This window comes from Rahnella sp. WP5, assembly GCF_000745615.1.
Taxonomy (GTDB): Bacteria; Pseudomonadota; Gammaproteobacteria; order Enterobacterales; family Enterobacteriaceae; genus Rahnella; species Rahnella aceris.
Map to the genome: position 1 here is coordinate 1 of NZ_JQJR01000028.1, position 17,936 is coordinate 17,936.

13 protein-coding genes and 6 pseudogenes are annotated in these 17,936 nt (G+C 50.6%); 5 read left to right on the forward strand and 14 right to left on the reverse strand.

The window, feature by feature from the left end; translation table 11 throughout:
* The 10 genes and pseudogenes from EX31_RS26415 to EX31_RS17080 form a co-directional block, all read right to left on the reverse strand.
* Nucleotides 1-715: pseudogene (locus EX31_RS26415) on the reverse strand (transposase); the annotation flags it as partial.
* 85 nt (nt 716-800) lie between these two features.
* Nucleotides 801-908 (reverse strand): annotated as a pseudogene (locus EX31_RS26065) (IS630 family transposase); the annotation flags it as partial.
* A 108-nt stretch (nt 909-1,016) separates the two neighbouring features.
* Nucleotides 1,017-1,331, reverse strand: a complete 315-nt coding sequence (locus tag EX31_RS26510) for a c-type cytochrome (RefSeq protein WP_037035778.1) — start codon at nt 1,329-1,331, stop codon at nt 1,017-1,019.
* Nucleotides 1,331-1,828 (reverse strand): TlpA family protein disulfide reductase, encoded by a 498-nt coding sequence (locus EX31_RS17050; RefSeq protein ID WP_051931076.1) that lies wholly within the window; start codon nt 1,826-1,828, stop codon nt 1,331-1,333. The genes EX31_RS26510 and EX31_RS17050 overlap by 1 nt, the downstream gene beginning before the upstream one ends.
* Nucleotides 1,815-2,513 (reverse strand): ABC transporter ATP-binding protein, encoded by a 699-nt coding sequence (locus EX31_RS17055; RefSeq protein WP_037035794.1) that lies wholly within the window; start codon nt 2,511-2,513, stop codon nt 1,815-1,817. Before EX31_RS17055 ends, EX31_RS17050 begins: the two co-directional genes overlap by 14 nt.
* 22 nt (nt 2,514-2,535) lie before the next feature.
* A complete protein-coding gene (locus tag EX31_RS17060; RefSeq protein ID WP_156106987.1) occupies nt 2,536-3,648 on the reverse strand; it encodes an ABC transporter permease in 1,113 nt (370 codons plus the stop codon).
* A gap of 43 nt (nt 3,649-3,691) precedes the next feature.
* Nucleotides 3,692-4,996 (reverse strand): ABC transporter permease, encoded by a 1,305-nt coding sequence (locus EX31_RS17065; protein WP_037035780.1) that lies wholly within the window; start codon nt 4,994-4,996, stop codon nt 3,692-3,694.
* 5 nt (nt 4,997-5,001) lie between these two features.
* On the reverse strand, nt 5,002-6,399 hold the full coding sequence (locus EX31_RS17070) for a Fe-S-containing protein (protein WP_037035783.1): 1,398 nt from the start codon (nt 6,397-6,399) through the stop codon (nt 5,002-5,004).
* A 158-nt stretch (nt 6,400-6,557) separates the two neighbouring features.
* A complete protein-coding gene (locus EX31_RS17075) occupies nt 6,558-7,085 on the reverse strand; it encodes an iron transporter (protein ID WP_037035784.1) in 528 nt (175 codons plus the stop codon).
* Between the two features lie 25 nt (nt 7,086-7,110).
* Complete coding sequence (locus EX31_RS17080; RefSeq protein WP_037035786.1) at nt 7,111-9,039, reverse strand: FTR1 family iron permease; 1,929 nt, start codon at nt 9,037-9,039, stop codon at nt 7,111-7,113.
* A 72-nt stretch (nt 9,040-9,111) separates the two neighbouring features.
* Between EX31_RS17080 and EX31_RS17085 the strand changes: the two are divergent.
* The 4 genes and pseudogenes from EX31_RS17085 to cui form a co-directional block, all read left to right on the forward strand.
* A pseudogene (locus EX31_RS17085) lies at nt 9,112-9,397 on the forward strand (tyrosine-type recombinase/integrase); the annotation flags it as partial.
* A 112-nt stretch (nt 9,398-9,509) separates the two neighbouring features.
* Nucleotides 9,510-10,756, forward strand: a pseudogene (locus EX31_RS17090) (IS110 family transposase).
* A 197-nt stretch (nt 10,757-10,953) separates the two neighbouring features.
* Nucleotides 10,954-12,225, forward strand: a pseudogene (locus EX31_RS17095) (hypothetical protein); the annotation flags it as partial.
* Nucleotides 12,226-12,774: 549 nt separating this feature from the next.
* Complete coding sequence (cui, locus tag EX31_RS17100) at nt 12,775-13,191, forward strand: colicin immunity protein Cui (protein ID WP_231576072.1); 417 nt, start codon at nt 12,775-12,777, stop codon at nt 13,189-13,191.
* Nucleotides 13,192-13,288: 97 nt separating this feature from the next.
* Here the strand turns inward: cui and EX31_RS24985 are convergent, their stop codons facing one another.
* Complete coding sequence (locus tag EX31_RS24985) at nt 13,289-14,623, reverse strand: colicin-like pore-forming protein (protein ID WP_051931084.1); 1,335 nt, start codon at nt 14,621-14,623, stop codon at nt 13,289-13,291.
* 272 nt (nt 14,624-14,895) lie between these two features.
* On the opposite strand from EX31_RS24985, the pseudogene EX31_RS17110 reads away from it, so the two are divergent.
* Nucleotides 14,896-15,602, forward strand: a pseudogene (locus EX31_RS17110) (SOS response-associated peptidase family protein).
* A gap of 97 nt (nt 15,603-15,699) precedes the next feature.
* Here EX31_RS17110 and EX31_RS17115 read toward each other — a convergent pair.
* From EX31_RS17115 to EX31_RS25515, 3 genes are all read right to left on the reverse strand, one after another.
* On the reverse strand, nt 15,700-16,560 hold the full coding sequence (locus EX31_RS17115; RefSeq protein ID WP_037035792.1) for a tyrosine-type recombinase/integrase: 861 nt from the start codon (nt 16,558-16,560) through the stop codon (nt 15,700-15,702).
* A 169-nt stretch (nt 16,561-16,729) separates the two neighbouring features.
* A complete protein-coding gene (locus EX31_RS17120; RefSeq protein WP_051931086.1) occupies nt 16,730-17,215 on the reverse strand; it encodes a GNAT family N-acetyltransferase in 486 nt (161 codons plus the stop codon).
* 367 nt (nt 17,216-17,582) lie between these two features.
* On the reverse strand, nt 17,583-17,936 hold a 354-nt coding region (locus tag EX31_RS25515), incomplete at its 5' end, for a transposase (protein WP_156106985.1).

The following is a 17,936-nucleotide window of genomic DNA, read 5'->3' on the forward strand; positions in this document are numbered from 1 at the left end:
ATTCTGCCCCCACGCAGAGCCCCAGGCATTCGCGGGTGTACAGGTCGATAACCGTCAGCAGGCGCAGTCGTCGCCCGTCAAACAGCGCATCAGAGACAAAATCCATGCCCCAGACGTGATTCGGATACAGACCCTGCGGCTGCGGTTGTCGGCGCTGTGCGGCCGTTTGAGGCGCAGCGACAGCCCCTGCTCGCTGTAAAGCCGGTAAATCCTTTTGTGGTTATCGCGCCAGTCTTCCCGTCTGAGCATCACGTGTACCCGGCGGTAACCGTAATGCACCCGGGTTTCGGTGATCTCGCGGATGCGCAGGCGCAGCGCACTGTCATCGGCAGCAACAGAACGATACCTGAACGAGCTGCGGCTGAGTCGCAGCGCAAAACAGATTTGTCTTTCGCTGGCACCGTATCGGGCCTGTAAATCCCTGACCCATTCGCGCAGGCGTGCCAGCGTCAGCTCTTTTGTGCCAGCACGCCCTGCAACATGGCCTTATCGAGGCTGAGGTCAACAACCAGCCTCTTCAGCCGCAGATTTTCCTCTTCCAGCTGCCGCATATGTTTGAGTTCCGAAGGGGAAATTCCGCCGTACTTCTTGCGCCACGTGTAAAAGTGGCATCAGAGATACCCTGCTTACGGCAGACATCCGGCACGGACGTCCCCAGCTCGGCCTGCTTGAGAGCAAAGATAATCTGCTCTTCGGTGAATCGTGACTTTTTCATCGGCACCACCTCCGCTCAGGGGGGGGATTTATCATGCCGGAATTCTGTTTCTGAATGGAGCAGGATTTTGGGTCAGGGTCAGAAACATCAATATGGCGGTGAGTCTGCGTGCGTGGTTTTTGTCGTCTGTTTTATGGATTGTTTTTTGCATCAGACATCTTTCGGTGTCGGTTATCGGTGCTATGATCGGCATAACTCAGTCAGGTTGTTGGTTTGGGATATTCAGCGATTGATCAGATCGCTTAAATCGGACTGAGTTCCCTTCAAGTAATCTACTATTTGGAACCGCTATTTAGGGGAATTACTTCGGTAATCCATTGATGAACTTCGCTAGCTCAACAATTTGCTCATCGGTAAGGTTGGCTTTAGCTCGGTTTCCTTTACCTTCTATTTTGCCATCACGCCGTGCCTTCAGTCCTTCGATCATGACATCTTCAGAGAGTGTGTTCAGCGCTGGCGCTTGATCCATTGCCTTCTTGTCAGCCAACCGACCGTGACACCCTGAACAACGCTGCTCATAGATCCCTTTCCCCTCCGCCTGAGCCGCCCTAGGCACCAGCAAAACCAATGACAGGCATGAGAAAAGAAGGCATGAGGAGAATACGGAACACTTCATTATGCCCCCAGTGCAATCTGCTGAAATAGCATGGTTAACGCCTGATCGTTGCGCGCCCCTTGATGCACTGCGGTCACTTTCCCCTGGGCATCAATGAGAAATGAGGTCGGTGTACCAATAACGGCATAACGTTCCTGGGTAATTCCAAGTTGATCGCGCACAACGGGGTAACCGATCTGCCGCTGAGACAGCACCGGACGAAGATCCACCTGCTCGGCATCCGTATTTACTGCAACGACCACAATCTTATCGCCATAGGTTTTACTGAGTTTTTCGAGCGTGGCCATTTCAGAGACACAGCCCCCGCAGCTTACCGACCAGAAATTCAGGTAGACCGTTTTACCTTTCCAACGATCCAACGACGCCTGTTCTCCCTGTAAGTCATAGGCCGCCAGTGCGGGCGCCTCTTTTCCCAACGCCACGTTGTCCTGTTTGCAGCCTGCAAGCAACGTCACAGCGACCAAGGCCACCATCAATGAACACTTACGCCATAACATGCTGCTGACTCCCCGTACTGATAACCTTACCGTGCTGTAGGCGGATAATGCGATCGGCGACCCGCCCCAATTCTGGGTTATGTGTCACCATCACAATAGTACGCCCCTGTTGATGCAATTGATTGAGAAGAGCCAAAACACGCTGCTCATTCTCTTCATCCAGATTTCCTGTCGGTTCATCAGCGAAAATAACCGGGGGTTGATTCACCAATGCACGGGCAATACATACGCGTTGCTGCTCTCCGCCAGACAGTTGGCTGGGGAGATGGCTAACGCGATGCGACAACCCAACCTGTTCCAGCACATTGCGCGCTGCCACCTCATCCACCACGCTGTGATAATGCTGCGCCAACATGATATTCTCCAATGCGCTAAGAAAGGGGATCAGGTGGAACTGCTGAAAGACCAGGCCGATCTTATCGGCACGGAACTGACGACGCCCTTCTTCATCAAGCGCAGCCGCATCGGTACCATCCAGCAATACCTGGCCTTCAGTAACGGTATCCAGACAAGTCAAAATATTCATCAGAGTGGTTTTGCCGGAGCCGGATGCGCCCATAATGGCAACGAATTCACCGCGATTAATGCAGATATTGATGTCATCCAAGGCGGTAACCTCGCCAAACCGCTTGAAAAGATGGCGGGTCTCAATCACCGCCTGCGATTCTGGTTGCGGACTGACCAGCCTGACTGTTGAACTCTTCACCTTATTCTCCTTTTAACACTCTGGCCGGTTGAACATCTATCGCATAGCGGGTTGGCACAATCGCCGCCAACGTCGCCACCAACACGGACGAAAGCAACGTGAGTGGGAAAACCGGTGCCCGCAGCGCGATCGCCGCATTGAAAACGGTATGCCCAACCAACTGCGCCAGCAAAAAGCCCAGGACGATGCCCGTCAATGCCGCCGCCAGAGAGATCAACAGAGTCTCTGTTAACATCTGGCGAATAATGTCTCGATCGCCCGCGCCCAGCGCTTTCTGCAACGCGAATTCGCGCGAGCGCTCACTCACCATCGCCAGCAGCGTCGTGTTCACACACAGAGAAGACAAGACGAGGATCACCACAGAGACCACCCCCATCAGCCCTTTGATTTTATCCAGCACTTGCCCTTCAGACGCTGAAACTTTCAGGATCGGCCTGATTTCAAGTTGAGGATATTGCTGGCGTAACTCCCTGGCGAAATTGTCTACCTGGCCAAGGTCATTATTGACATTTAACAGCGCATTACTGATTTTTCCCGGTTGATGCAGCCACTTTTGCGCCAGTTCGAGACTCACGATCAACACATTATCCGTCGCATCGCCGGACTCAACGATGCCCTTGATTTGCAGGCGCTGCTGACCGTCATTCCCTACCAACGTAATACTGTCACCCACTTTCACCTGTAGTCGATTAGCCAACTTGACGCCAATCATCGCATTGCGATCGTCAAAATTCACCCCGATCCACTGCCCGCTCACCTGCCAGTAAGGCACCAACGGTTGTAGTGAATCAAACCAGACGCCCATCACCACCACTTTCTCCAGTTCGGTACGCGCCATGCCATACAGGTAAGGGCTGCCTGCGTTGATTAGCCCCGCAGGCGCGGTGGTCAAGATCTGCTGGAAATCGGCCTGCGACAGCGTATTGTCGCTGGCCGGGCCAATATAGAAATTGGCACCAAAGGTCCGCAGCTCCTGACTCATCTTGGCATTGATGTCAAAATAGACCGCCGACATCGCCGTCACTATCGCAGCCCCTACAGTCAATGCAGCAAAAACCACGCTCACGCGTTGCATTCTGAGGCGCAGAGCGCGGATAACCAGTAACCAGAACATGCTCTTCACTGGCACCGTTTTTTTCATGCTCCCGGCGGGTTGATCAGCGGCCATACAGCACCTCCACAGGATACAGTCGTGCAATACGTCGCGCCGGGAACCAGGTGCCAATCAAGGCAATCAACACTGAAACGACCAGTACGCAAGGTGCCACAATCCAGGCAAAACTCAGGGGTGCACCGAACAACATCAGGCCGATAGCTTTCGCCAATCCCCACCCGGCTATGCAGCCCAGCACCCCACCCAACAGGCCACTAAGCGCAGCTTCAAGATAGAACAGCAGCATGATCTGCCATTGCCTGGCACCTAACGCTTTCATTAAGCCAATCTCTTTTGCGCGTTCCATAATGGTACTGGTCATCAGCGATGCAATCCCCATCGCCGCAGCGACCAGCGCCGCAAGCGTCACCACCGCCAACAACAGTTGAATTTTTCCAATTACCACCCCCTCAGACGCGGCTACTTGCCAGATTGGCCTCACCGCAGACCCCGAGATGGCTTCTTCCAACTGATGAGCAATCGACGAAACATAGGCCGTGCAATACCAGAGATCATATTCCTCAGCATTCAGCCCTTCGAGGTTCTCGCGCGCCCTGCGTGACAGATCATTTTCCGGCACCGTCAGCGCGGAAACACGAATCGACTGAACCTTGCCTGGCAACCCCATCAGCGTCTGTACCGCCGCCAGCGGCATAACCAACTGCCGTTCCTCATCACCACCGCTGCTTAAGACGCCGGTGATCTTCAGGGTTAACGCCGCCGCGGGTCCTCTGATTCTGAATGAATCCCCGACTGACCAGTGGTTCTGTATCGCCAGTTGTTTTCCCATCAGAGCCTCCACCGGAGCACCTTCAGCCATCGGCTCCTGCGGCCACTCGCCCTGCACTTGCCAGTAAGGACTAATGATCCGTTGCCCAGTTTGGTAATCCTCCTCATCCGGCACATTGACCGGTTGCGAGAAAAAGGTTCCGAGCACGCCGACGGTTTGCTGAGCAGCGTTTTGCTTATCGACAGTGACATTGCCACTGAGCAGGGGAGCAAAGCCAACGATGTTATTACGCCAGAAGATATCCTTAATATTCGGCAACTCATTTTCATCAAGGAAATCCTGCCCAGCCAGCGGATTGCTACGCTCGCCAAACAAAACAGGGAGAGCCGCCTGTCCGGCGGGCTCAATCAAAATATTGGCGCCATAGGACTTCAACTCCCGCGCCATTTTATCTCCGATATCGATAGAGACGGCCAACAGCGCCGAGATCAACCCCGCCGCGAGAAACACGGTGATAATGGCCAACGACTTGCGTCGAACGTTTCTGCGCCACGACTGCCGTAACATAAGAGCCAGCATCGTTATTAATCCTCCGGTTCACCGTCTTCCGCGGTCGGCGCGATATCGACAAACTGCCGGGGCTGCGCTCGGAAACGGTTGTAGTTATCTTCGGAAGAGAAGAACCAGGTTTTGCCACCATAGCGGAATTTATACTGCGCACTGATATTAGTCAGATGGCTGCCATCAACCGGATCTTTCACATCGAGCGTCACGACGGTCGTAAAATAATTCACTCCGGTAATCAGCCCATCCCGCCCGATCACCAGTTCCCGATCGTCATTTTTCCAGCCTTCGATGGGGATAGGATTACATCCACCGGGTTTGCCGATTGAGGGGATAAAAATATGGACAGCACAGGCGACGCAGATCACCTGATTGCCCTCCATGACATAGCCCTGATCGCCACACAGCAAACACGCATCGAACACCACACCGAGGCGTAAAAGATCCGGGTAGCGGTTGATCACAAAAAAGCGTACAGCCTTACCGTCATCTGACACCCAGACGAAACGGTGCAATTTACCGTCACGGATCTGATCCAGGGGGATATGAACCTGCCCGTCCTCGGCCAGCGTCACGGGAACGGCGGCTGAGAGTTGCGGCGGTTGAGAGGCAATGCGATCCCAGTAGAGCTGGCTTAGCACCACAATCACCACGACAATCCCCATCCATAGCGCAGTACGTCTGGCATTTTGCCATTCAGCCTGTGCTTTACGCCGTAAAATATCGTCAGTCTGTTGGCCGACAATTTTCCGCAAGGCAAACAGCCCGGGCAGCAGAAGTAGCAACAGCAGAATGAGCAAAAGTGCAGGAAAATAACTTAACCAGGCTGAGGCATTCGTTACCTGGGCAACGTAGCTCAACAGCGATTTCGTCAGCCCCAACACCTGTAATTTCATGAGTAACAGCAGCAGATTGCCGCTCAAAGGCAATGCCAGAAGCAGCGAAAGTAGCAACAATAGCGGCCAGCGCGCAGCGGGAAGCGTGCGAGACAGCATCGTGGTCAACACCGCGCAAAGGATGACGGTCGCCAGTGCCAATACAATCGCGCTGATGTTCAACAGAAAATCGGTATTGACTACCGTGGCGCTGGTCAAGGCCGTCAGCGACGAATTGTCTGCCCAATGCAACGCAGCGCCAGTAATCAGCAGGCATTGCCAGAAGAGAGCGAGTCGCTGATGGCGGGAAAATTGGCAGAGAAGAAACAGCACGAGCGCGGCCAATTCAGCCACGGTAAGGCACAGGCGTACAATCTGCCCTGACGGCAGATGACCACCGATTAACGTACCCGCAAGCCAGGCCAGCAGCGTCGCCCATCCCAGAGATCGGATACCCGGCAGGGGACGATGTACCCAACTGAGCCCGATCAGGAGTGCAACGGGGAGAAAAGCCTGCAAAACATTGACAAAAAAATAACTCATCACGCCCACCTGGACGAGGAAAACACCACGTCTGCCCGGCAACTGAGCCCGACAGCCACTGCCTGTTTGCCAAAGCGGAATGGCAAACTTCGCCGCATCCAAACTATGCGATATAAAACTACGCCGCATCTGCCTGACGCTGATGCGGCAAGTCGCTATCAATTCAGACCGACGTACTTGAAGTCAAAACTGACATCGAACGGTTTCCACCAACGGCTGACACCTGTTTCGTTATCCGTGTGGCGGTGCATACCGGCTTTGGATGGCGGTTCGATGTGATATGTCACTTTATAGTTACCCACACCCATCATTTTGATGTTGGCACCATAGTGTGGCCCATCGCTGGCTACCATTGGCATGAATGTGCCTTCCTGCTTGTCGCCCGTGTCAGTATTGACCAACGTATAGGCAATAGTCAGGTACGGCATCCATTCACCTGCACCGAAACCATTTTTACCCCCTTCAGTCGCGTGAATATCCGCTTCCAGATGGATATCCGCTTTCGCAGCGGGCAGACCCATACCACGCGGTTCCATGTCGATAGGTTGCAGATAAACAGCAGCAATCTCCAACTCATTCATTGTGACGGGCTCACCCGCCGGGAACTCTTTAAAGGCAAAGGCTGCGGGTGCAGCAAAGATGCTGGCAATAATGGCACTGGCTATCACACTTTTCTTCATCGTCATGTTACCCATCCCTCTATTATATTGATTATGCAATGTTTGTTTTACGATCCGCATTCAGCGACTGCCGCCGCATCACCCACAGCGCCAGTACGGCAGCCAGAAGTAACACGCCCTGAGGCAACAGCGTTTCTACATAGGGATAAATCCCTAACCCACTGATTTCCGGTACGCCCTGTAATAATGTCGGTTCAAAGAGCTTCCCTTCGATCAACTCCAATACACCTTTCCCGGCGAATACGAATGCCATCAGATACATAAAGCCACCGGTAAACATAAAGAACGGCTTCAGCGGCAAACGCACCACGCTGTAACGCATCACCAGCCAGGCCAGTAGCAGCAACACGCAACCCGCTGCAAAACCGCCCAGAATAGACAAATGCCCCCCCACCGAGCTGGCATCACCGATCAGCGCCAAATAGAACAGCACCGTCTCTGCCCCTTCGCGATACACCGCCAGAAAACTGGTGAGCCAAAGGCCAGCCATTGATCCGCTGCTGAGTGAATGCGAAAGTTTGCCTTCCAGATACGCTTTCCAATGGCGCGCCTCGACCTTCGAGAGCAGCCAGTAACTCATCGAGAACAGCATCACCACGGCAATCAGCATGGTCACACCCTCGAGAAGTTCACGACTGGCGCCCGAATTGGAAAACAGCCACTGGAAGATGAATGCCGTCACCACGCTTGCCAACAACGCGGCATAGACGGACTGGCGAATAAGGGGAAGTTTGTCCTGATGGTTGTTTTTCACCAGATACGCCACGATGGCCGCCACAATCAGCAGCGCCTCGAGCCCTTCGCGCAGGATAATCAGCAGGCTGTAAATCAGCAGACTCCAGTGGGTTTCATTCCCCTCACCTAACATGGTGACGGCTTTATCCAGGTCCTGTTGCAGTGCTGACGCTTGTTCTTGCAGTTGATCCAGCGGTTGCCCGGCTTTGATCATGCTGACCATGCGGGTAAAATAGCCTTCCAACGTGGACTTAAACGCGGCATCACGCGAGCCGAGTTTATTTTCCATTCCGCTGGCTTCAAACAGATCAAAATAGGCATCCTGAACCGCCATCATCGCGGGTTTGCTTTGACCTTGTTTATAGTGATCCAGCGCAGCTGAGATCGCCTGTTCGATCTGTGCGCTGACATGCTTCCAGTCGGCGTCAGTTCCGCCGTCTGCCGGGCCGTTTGCGGCCTGATCGGGCACTGTCTGTTGTTGTTCACGCGTAGTCGGCAAGCCAGGCAATTGCTCTTCAATATCCTGTATCAGCGTGGTTACTCTATAGGCAACGTCGCTCATGTTATCGGGCGTAGATGCGAGAGCGATGAGGGCGCTGAATTGCTGGTTAATTGCCGCCGCCTGCTGCGAGGAACGATTTACACGCACGGACATTTCCATTTCGGAGTTTTTAAACCCCTCATAGTGTGCCAGCTGCACAATTTTCCCGGCCTGCTGAAACTTACCGTCCTGATAATCCGTCACGGCTTGCGCCAGCAAATCATCAATCACTTTAAAACTCTGTTGCCAATAAGGCGCAATGTTACTGTTGCCGTAGGCACCGTGCTGCTGTTGCGCTTCGACGCGATGGCCGTCGGCCAGTACCGGCAAGACACCATCAAGCTCACCCTTCAACCAGTCGATTCTCGCCTGCACCTCAGGAAGCGGTTTGCCCTCGCCGATCATTCGACGGATCTCACCGAAGGTGGCTTCCATTTGGTAACTTTTTTGCGAAGAAATGTTGATACGAATAGGACCTTCAAGATTTTCGAATACCTCGAAATAGGCCATCTGCACTTGCGTACGTGCTTCATCCGTTTGTTTTTGCTGGTAGAGCTTTGAGGTTTTATCGAGACGTTGCTGAATGTCGGTGATCCACTGCTGATAATCAGTAGGCGCGCCGAACGTCAGCGTACTGATGAGCAAGCAGCTACAAAGAAATAAAATCCGTTGCCAGAGAGACATAGTAAATTTCTAATGATAATTACATTTATTCTCATTATCACTTCATCTGGGTGTCAAACCTTGATCCGCGTCAAAGACTGCGCAGATGAATGGCATGAATAAAAACGCCCAAACTGGTCGAAAGGCTATGCCAGAGATCTCATGGAGGCCTTTGAAAACGATATTTTCCCTGATATTTGGTAAGCGCCCGATTGCAGAGATAAAGCCTCTGGAGATCCTCAGCTCGCTTCATAAACTCGAAAAACGTGGTGCCCTAGATAAGCTTCGCAAAATCCGCCAAGCGTGCAACCAGGTGTTTCGTTACGCCATTGTCACTGCTCGAGCAGAAACTAACCCAGTCACAGAGCTGGCAAGTGCATTTTGAGTGCCCCGTTCCAGTAGACATTTTCTGTCCTCACTCCAGCTAGCGTTTAAGTCAGCTATTTTCTACAACTTGTAATGTCTGTGTCTGTCACAAGTGGAGAAAATCAATGAACACTTTTGTTAGTAACATCGGTGTATCGGGGACTCTGATTGCCCTAGATATCGCTAAAAAAAACATCACGATGCAAAAATCCGGCACCCGGATGGACGAACATCTTACCTGCATATCGAAAATACACTGGAAGGGTTCAACCGACTGCTTGCGCTCACCGCTTCACCCCATGATGATATTATCGCGGCCTTTGAACCTACAGCTGATTATCACCGCAATATCGCATGGTGGTTACATAAGCAGGGAATTCAATGCCATCTTGTTTCATCTGTCAGATGTGCGCGAGCTCGTGAGATGCTGTTTAAGACTTGGGATAAAAATGATCGCAAAGATGCCAGTGTCATTATGTATTTGCTCGAACAGGGGGTATCTGCACCATTTTATGATCCTCTGGCTAATGGCATTATCGATATACAGGAGATATCAAACGCATATCATCAGGTTACTCTGGCACGAACCCGATGCCTGAACAGCCTGGTTAACCACTATCTGACCCTTTATTTTCCCGAGGCTGAGCAATTTCTGCATATGTCCCGGGCAGAGTGGTTCTGTCAGTTTTTACTTCAATTCCCTACGCCGTCATGTATCACGTCACTGAACCGGGATATTTTTGTAAAACAGTCATGGGATATTGTTGGCCGGAAACAGTATAAACAGCAGTTTCTTGAACATCTCTATGATGTTGCTGCGGATTCCATTGCATTACCGTTGTCAGAAGATTCTCTGGCTGTGACCACGTTTAGATTACAGCTTCACCGTTATGTCATGCTTTCGGCCCAACGATTGCAGCTTGAAAAGCAGGCAGAAAATTATTTACAGGAACGGAGTGACTACAGGCACTTACGGACGATCCCGGGAATTGGCGCTATCATTGCCCTTATGATCATTGCTGAAAGCGGCGATCTGACACGTTTCGCTCATTACCGGCAGTACCTCAACTTTTGCGGTTTTAATCTTTCCGCCAGCCAGAGCGGACAAAAGCACCGTGGTTACAGATTGACGAAACGTGGAAATGCGCGGTTAAGATATGCCTTCTGGCTTGCAGCCACCGTAGCCGTAAGAACGAGAGAAAACAGCTTCCGCTCCAAATATGAACGTTATATTCGGGAAAATGGAGATAAGCCAGATCAGAAAAGAAAAACCATGACGGCTGTAGCAACAAAAGTCGCCAGAGTGGCGCATGCAATTGTAAAGCAGGATATTGATTACAAAGGGTATTATGAAATAAGCCATGGGATGTGATTCAACGAGCCGTAAGGCGCATCGCGACCATTAGATAATGCTCAACGCCCATGGTTTCCTCAAAAAATTCCAGTACAGGCTTTCCTCTCCTCTGGAACTCTTATCTAGCTTCGTTATGCAGTAAAAGAGATGATCACCAAAAACGCCGCATCGCTAAAGTGTGTTTTAAAGCCGTTGTGCAGGAACAGGAGATAAACATGGTCATGAAGCTCATTAGAAAAAAAGCTCCACGGGGTGCCCTGAAACGCTGGCTAACTGAGGAAGAAGAAACTGCTGTTAAAAATATCTTCGGCCACAAGCAGGCGCGCAATGCGCAGGATCGTGCATTGGCGGAACACGTTATCCTTGAAATGCGTGAGAGTGAACTCTGGCTGCAGTGCAGCTGCGTGGCCGGCGACACGCCCGCGCTCAACAGTGCCAAGCTGATGTCTGAAACCCAGACGCTGTTCCTGTCAGGATTTGGTCACAGTCATGATCCGTCCTGTCCGATGTTCCGGGTCTTTAAAGGCGATGAGGATGCCACCCGTTCAGGAACCCGGAAAGTCGCCGGCAGCAAACGCCTCAATTACCGAGATTTTTTACACGCCGACGAGTCGGAAACGACCATTAAAGCGTCGGGCAAGCCGGTGACGGCAGACGATGACCGAACCCGGCGCAAACGCCGTCCCCGCCTTGCGCGCCTCCTCCTGACGCTCATCGAGGATGCGGGACTGAACACCTTCAGCCCGGTCAGCCCGCTGCCTAACAAGACGGCCAGAATCTGGCTTGACGCCCTTGCAGCCTCGGCGGATGCGCAGGAGTTTATCCGCGGCCGCCGGCTTTCGGAAATCATACGGTTTCAGCCGGCGATGGGCGAAGCTGCTCAGGAAAGGCTGATGCTGGCACTGGAGTGCCCGGACGCAAACTGGCCTGCTGGCAAAGCCCGGGTTTTTTATCAAATATTCATGTCGGACCTGGTCAGCCGTGAGCACGCAACCTTTGCCTGGAACGGCGGTGAACGAATGTTCGCCCCGGAGAAAGGTGTAAGCATCAACGGAGAGTCGCAGGAAGGCGTGAGGCCGCCTTACTGGGTGATCCTGGCCTTCCGGCGCGGGGCTGAGGGTACGATCATATGCAGTGAAGGGTATGCGCACGTTCTGTTTCGGCGTACCTGTCCGGTACCGGTAGACAGCGGGCTGGAGCGGCAAACGCTGGAAGGGATAGCAGAAGTGGCCAGATGGCTCAAAGGCAAAGCGGGCGACCTTACTCTGGTGAAACCCCTGTTTGATATTGAGGTGGACGTCGAGGGAGACAAAGGCTTTGTGCTGCCTGATTTTATCATTCAGGCCATAACGCCAGATGGCCGGGAGCATAGCGTGATCATTGAGACGATGGGATACACCGATGACGAATACTGCGAGCGGAAAGCCGAACAGCATAAAGGGATGCGGACGCTGGGATTACTGCAGACAGACCCACCCCGTTGGCCATAGGAACTGGATAAACCCTTTATCAATCACTTATACGGGGTAATGTTGAATCTCGAAGGAGTAAAAATGAGTGACTAGAGCCTGACTCTATTGCAGCCTCCCTTAAAGGAATTGCGCACTTTAGGTGTAAAAGCTCAATCAAGGGTAAATGGCGCGTGCCAGCGAGGGGTAGTGAGTTTTAGCAAAGTGATAAGCCAACGTGATGGTAAATTGCTGGCGTGTTGTCGCACCGGATGACTGACGTGTTACCGTGGTGATATCATCGAAATGAGGGTATGAAGAAGGTGGCCAGAACGATAAATCACCCAATATATGGCATGTTTTTCAGGCGTCATCCCTCGTCCAGGTTAATATGTTCTGAGTCTCTGGCGGGGCAATTATTCAGTTCAGGGGATAATCATTTGTAGACAAGGGGTTAAAATGAGTAGTGACAACGTCATCCGCACATCTAACAGTAATATCGCAAAAAAAATGTATATTTTTTCATTCATTACAGCTTCCCCATTGCTGGTATTTCTAGCCATTTACCTTCACAACCCACAATCTTTTATGCTGAATGATATATCCACCATTATCAATAACGTTCCAACACTCCACTCAGTCAATAATTTTTTACTGAGATCGGTAATGAGCGCGTATTGTAAGACAGCACCGGTTTGGGCATTAATTCTAGTTCTTTTTTCATATAAAGAGTTGCATTTAAAAACGGACAAGTCGATATCATTACTCACTAGAACGTTGGTTTTATTTACCGTTTTATATTTAGGGATAATAACCTTACTATTATTCCATAATGCCGATCTCACTGAGTCTGGAAGACTGCTCAGGATGATGTCTGCTAATGATTATTTTCTCATCCTGCTCTTTCTTAGTATATTTTTGGTGGGGTTTATTCTTACCACCTATTATGCATTTTTTATTTACGCTTTTTGCAAGACGGTTAATTCAACAAAAAAAGCCCATTGATAAGTTACTGCTCCGCCTACAATGTAACTTGAAATGATGAAGTCCTCATTTAGAGGGTTCCTTGTAAATCGAATTCATTAATATATAAACATTATAATTAATGCGCAGGGCGAATGACCTCGTTATTAATCCTGTCGACTAATTTATCATCGATAAGTGACGCAGCCAGGCTTATACCAATAATACCCGCGATGGTTACCGCCGTTACCGGGAGTCCAACAGTAGCAGCTACTACCGGTGCTACATAGGCAAGGATCCCCAGTGCGATACCTGTCCCCATACCGCTTAATGCCCAGGACTCCACTCCTAACATCAGAGGATTCCAGTTACCCGTTTGATAGCCTTCGATGGTCTTTTGTCTGACTTTTTCCACTTTAACCACCACGTCTGCTGCAGAGAAAGTTTTGCCAAGGAAACCCAGCTTATACGCCATGTCAGTCGCATTAGGATGGTTCCAGGTATTCACAATCGCGTCCTTGTCACCGGCATTAATTTTCATGCCAGGATTTTGTAAAACCCTGTTCAGGGCCGCCATCGCATCGGCATGGTTACGTATGGCCTTCGCCTGGAAGTTTTTAATGTCAGCGGCGATTTCATTTGCGACACTTTTATACTTCTCGCCAAGGGTTTTGCTGACCTCTTGCCCTACAGAAATAATCATCTCGCTTGTCTGAATCAGTAAATCACGCTCTTCCGCCAACTTTGACTGGATGAAATCTTTTACGGCAGTAACAGCAATTTTGGGGAAACCACTCTCCGGCCCTTTCCAGTTATAAAATTTTGTCGAGATGTTATTAGGATTACCATTATTTACGGTGACAACAACATAACTATCAGGCGTGAAATCGAAAACTAATTTGTAAGTGTAAGGTCCGGTGATCGTTATGATTTTTATAGTAATTCCGTCTGCAAATGGTTTAGGGCTTAAATATGAGTCCGTTTTTGGATCAAAAGACCACGATATTGTTCCACCTGACGAAAATACCTCACCTGAGGTTGGGACAGGGTTGTTAACATATTTTTTATTATCCGATGTTCTGGCGTGGCCGGTAGCAAGATTGCCAATGGCAAGTTTCGTACCATTAATATCCACCCCCATAACCAGGCCACTTAGGCCAATCTGGCCTGCCTGCGTTACGTCAAGTTCTGTCACTGAAATATTCAATACACCATTTTTAGTAATGCTTTGAATTGTGACTTTTGCATAAGGATTGATTTTGCGTGCTGCAGTTATTAAGGAAGACAATTTTTTAATGACGGCAGGATCATGTCTAATAGTTGAAATTTGCTGCTGCTGCGGATTAGCTGTGCCGTTGCCACCATTGTCATTATTACCACTATTGCCGGTTGAGCCTCCGGGAGTCGTGCCGCCGCCGCTTTCTGAGCTCCAACCAGTACCATCACCGTATCCACCGTAGTTAAATCCAGGCATTTTTAGACATCCTTATATCTTGCAATGAAAAGAGTAAAAAGGCTTTTATACCCGCCAATGATATTCGTAGTTGTAATAGCCCTTTAGCCCGACAACTGTGTTCGTGAAATCACAGTGATCAGACAATATTCGTCAGAGTGAACAGCATCAACGCGTACTAATCATGTCGGCGGTGGCACAACAATGCGGGAGGATGAGAATATTTTAGAGAAAATTGATCCTCGCGCATTATTTTACCTGTCTAAGCTTAAGGTTCTGGTGGAGGAACGAAAATGTGTGGACGCTTTACGCAATACGAACCTCGTTCGCATTATATTGAAGTCCTGAATCCCGACGTTGAGCTCGCATTGGCTATCGATGAGGTGCCTATCGATCGGTATAACGTCGCCCCTGGCTCCCGGGTTCTTCTCATTAATCAGCGAGAGGATAAACTCCATCTCGATCCGGTGCGGTGGGGATATCAGCCGGCGTGGACAAAAGAAGCCAGGCGACAGCCGATGATTAATGCGCGGGTAGAAACCGTGGCCACCAGCCGCATGTTTAAGCCTTTGTTTGAACATGTCCGCGCACTGGTGATGGCTGACGGCAGGTATTAATGGAAAAAATCGCCTTCTGACCCAGAGATTAAACAACCCTATTTCATTTATCACCGGTTACACGCGCCGTTGTTTTTTGCAGCCATCTCGCGCTATCACCCCGATGCATTAGAAACACCAGATGACGATGGTTTTGTCATCGTCACCGCGCAGAGCAATGAGGGGCTGGTGGATATTCATGATCGTCGACCGCTGGTTCTCGGCGCTGCGGAAGCGAACCAATGGTGAAATCCGGATATTACTTCCTCACGGCCCTGACCTTGCTTACAGAAGGGGCAATATCAGCGGATGAATTCACCTGGCATCCCGTATCCAAATCGGTCGGCAATATTCGCAATAACAGCGCTGAGTTGATCCAAAAGATACCTTCTCCTCTGGTGTGATTCGGGCTTCGCAGAAAAAGTCAGAGGTAAGGTTATTGGAAGGGGCAATGGATCCTGTTAGAAGCATAGGCGGGGGATCCCACCTATGCGCGCAGGTTCAGATTTTCAATCTCCGGTAATCTTTACCGCGAATATCATTATACCCGTCGGTCATTTGCTGATATTTGTGGCCAAGTAACGTTCGCGTATCCACCCCCTGTTCGCGATACAGCCTTTCCGAAAGAGAGCGCTGCTCCCGGAAGCTCGGTGGCATTTTGCCGACAGCGGCTTCTATGCCTGCCGACTCCCTGCATTTTTGAAACCAGCGCGTCAGAGACCACAGGTGAACCGGCTTGCCTTTATGCTGGATCAACCAGCCGTCACTGGGACACATGTCCACGACTTCACCCAGCGTGCAGCCCAATGACGTCAGTTTTAACGTCAGAGGCAGGGCTATGCGCTCCGCCGTTTTCTGCTGATCAATATGCAGGTAGCCATCCCGGACATGGCTTGAATGTATTTTGGCGATGTCCGCTCTCCGCTGACCGGTCATAATGGCTAACAGCATGGCTCGCTGGAAATAGTCAGGCGCACAATAGCCTGCCGCTTTAAATATCAGAAGCCACTCGTTAAAGAGTAGACGCTCGGTCTTAACAGCGGTCAGCAAGGGACGGGACAGTAATGCAGGATTGTGCCCTGGTGGAATTACGCCCTCTCGCTGTGCTTCTAAAAACATATTGGAAAGATTTATCCTTAACCGCCGGGCGGCAAAAGGCGCGGTGTCGGCCTTATGTTTTATTCCAGCGGTTATTTCAGAAATGGACAGCGCGCCCAGAGGCTTCTCCCCCCACGTCACAGAACAAAAATGGATGAGCCGTTTATAGTCCCCCCATGTTTTCGGCTTGATTTCGCCCACAGTAAGCCGGTTCAGCACAATAGCTTCATATTTCAACATCCATTCATTAACAGTAACTGACATAAATCCTCCTGGTTAAATTGAGCTGCCTGCACGGCAGTAACAGAGGTTTATGCAACGAAGAATGTTGTTATTATATAATAATCAAGTAATTGCACCTCATGGTTGTCGTAGCATACTTTGCTTTTTCCTATGTCCATATGTCACCATCAGATCTGCTCTATTTTGATGATCACTCAACACGTGAAGAAAACTTTTCGAGACCCTCCCCCTCCAACCGAAAGTACTGTTTTTCCTCAATTAGAGCGGCGCCAAGGGACAAATAAAACGCCCCCGCTTTGGGATTGGATTTCTCCGCCGTCCAGTCGAGGCGTGAACAACCGTGTTTAATAGCAAAGTTTGCGATAAACCGAATCAACGATTTACCGACCCCCTGACCTCGCGCAATCTCTGATGTAAAGAGCTCTTTCATAAACGCCTGGCCTGAGCAAAGCGGCGCAGGGAACATCAATGTAAAAGTCGCAAACCCCACAAGCACCCCGTTTTTACGAGCGCCGACAACCGTCACGCCTGAGTAGGTGGAGAAGACTTTGTCTGCAAGATAAGTACTCATATCGTCATAGCTGACAACGCCGTGACCAAAGTAATAATTCTCCATTTCGACAAAAAGACTGGCTAGTTCCGGCACATCTGCAACACCACATATCGCAATTTCCATCCGTGCATCACCCTCATTATTTATCGTTTTCCATCGCTCGAATTTGCCATAACGTCCATGTTGTGAATATGAAATCTTCCAGCTATAAAATCTATGGTCACCCCCGTTTTTGCAACGTTGATTTTGATTTATGATGGGCTTGCTTAAATCTATACGGCGTCTGATGGGCAACTTTACGTTGCCCGCGCCATGATGAAGTCCGCGCCTGCAAAACCTTAAAAAGCGGACGGCTTCAAAGAGCCATTTTTTATGTCAGGTTCATCCGCAGGTCGCTGTGCCGTTCATGTCATCAATAATCAGTCGTCGCAAAACCAGAAAGTCACTGCGTAACGCCTAAGAGCTAACAGTTCGTCCCTGTTGGCTCTTTTTATTGGATAAAAGCTGTACGAGGGGTTGTCACCGACCAGGCTATTCGGGCCAGTTTGTTGGCTAACCCGCAGGCCACTACGTTCGAGTGATGCCGCGAGAGCTGGGCCTTCACCCAGTCAGCCAGCCGCCCCTGATTGTGTTCAAGTCGTTGCATAAAAGCGCGAGCGCATTGCACCAGAAGACGTCGCAGATTTTTATCCCCGCGCTTACTGATGCCCATTAGCGTACTTTTACCGCCAGTGCTGTACTGACGTGGGACTAACCCCGTCGATGCAGCAAAGTCCCTGCTGCTGGCATAACTTTTTCCATCGCCAAGCTTCGTGGCTAAAAGGCTTGCCGTGATAAGTCCAAC

Excerpts from the sequence above, each read along its gene's own strand:
- EX31_RS26510 (WP_037035778.1), bottom strand. The coding sequence starts at position 1,331 with ATGAAGTGTTCCGTATTCTCCTCATGCCTTCTTTTCTCATGCCTGTCA.
- EX31_RS17050 (WP_051931076.1), bottom strand. The coding sequence starts at position 1,828 with ATGTTATGGCGTAAGTGTTCATTGATGGTGGCCTTGGTCGCTGTGACG.
- EX31_RS17060 (WP_156106987.1), bottom strand. The coding sequence starts at position 3,648 with ATGTTCTGGTTACTGGTTATCCGCGCTCTGCGCCTCAGAATGCAACGC.
- EX31_RS17065 (WP_037035780.1), bottom strand. The coding sequence starts at position 4,996 with ATGCTGGCTCTTATGTTACGGCAGTCGTGGCGCAGAAACGTTCGACGC.
- EX31_RS17070 (WP_037035783.1), bottom strand. The coding sequence starts at position 6,399 with ATGAGTTATTTTTTTGTCAATGTTTTGCAGGCTTTTCTCCCCGTTGCA.
- EX31_RS17075 (WP_037035784.1), bottom strand. The coding sequence starts at position 7,085 with ATGACGATGAAGAAAAGTGTGATAGCCAGTGCCATTATTGCCAGCATC.
- EX31_RS17080 (WP_037035786.1), bottom strand. The coding sequence starts at position 9,039 with ATGTCTCTCTGGCAACGGATTTTATTTCTTTGTAGCTGCTTGCTCATC.
- cui (WP_231576072.1), top strand. The coding sequence starts at position 12,775 with ATGCTGAATGATATATCCACCATTATCAATAACGTTCCAACACTCCAC.
- EX31_RS24985 (WP_051931084.1), bottom strand. The coding sequence starts at position 14,623 with ATGCCTGGATTTAACTACGGTGGATACGGTGATGGTACTGGTTGGAGC.
- EX31_RS17115 (WP_037035792.1), bottom strand. The coding sequence starts at position 16,560 with ATGTCAGTTACTGTTAATGAATGGATGTTGAAATATGAAGCTATTGTG.
- EX31_RS17120 (WP_051931086.1), bottom strand. The coding sequence starts at position 17,215 with ATGGAAATTGCGATATGTGGTGTTGCAGATGTGCCGGAACTAGCCAGT.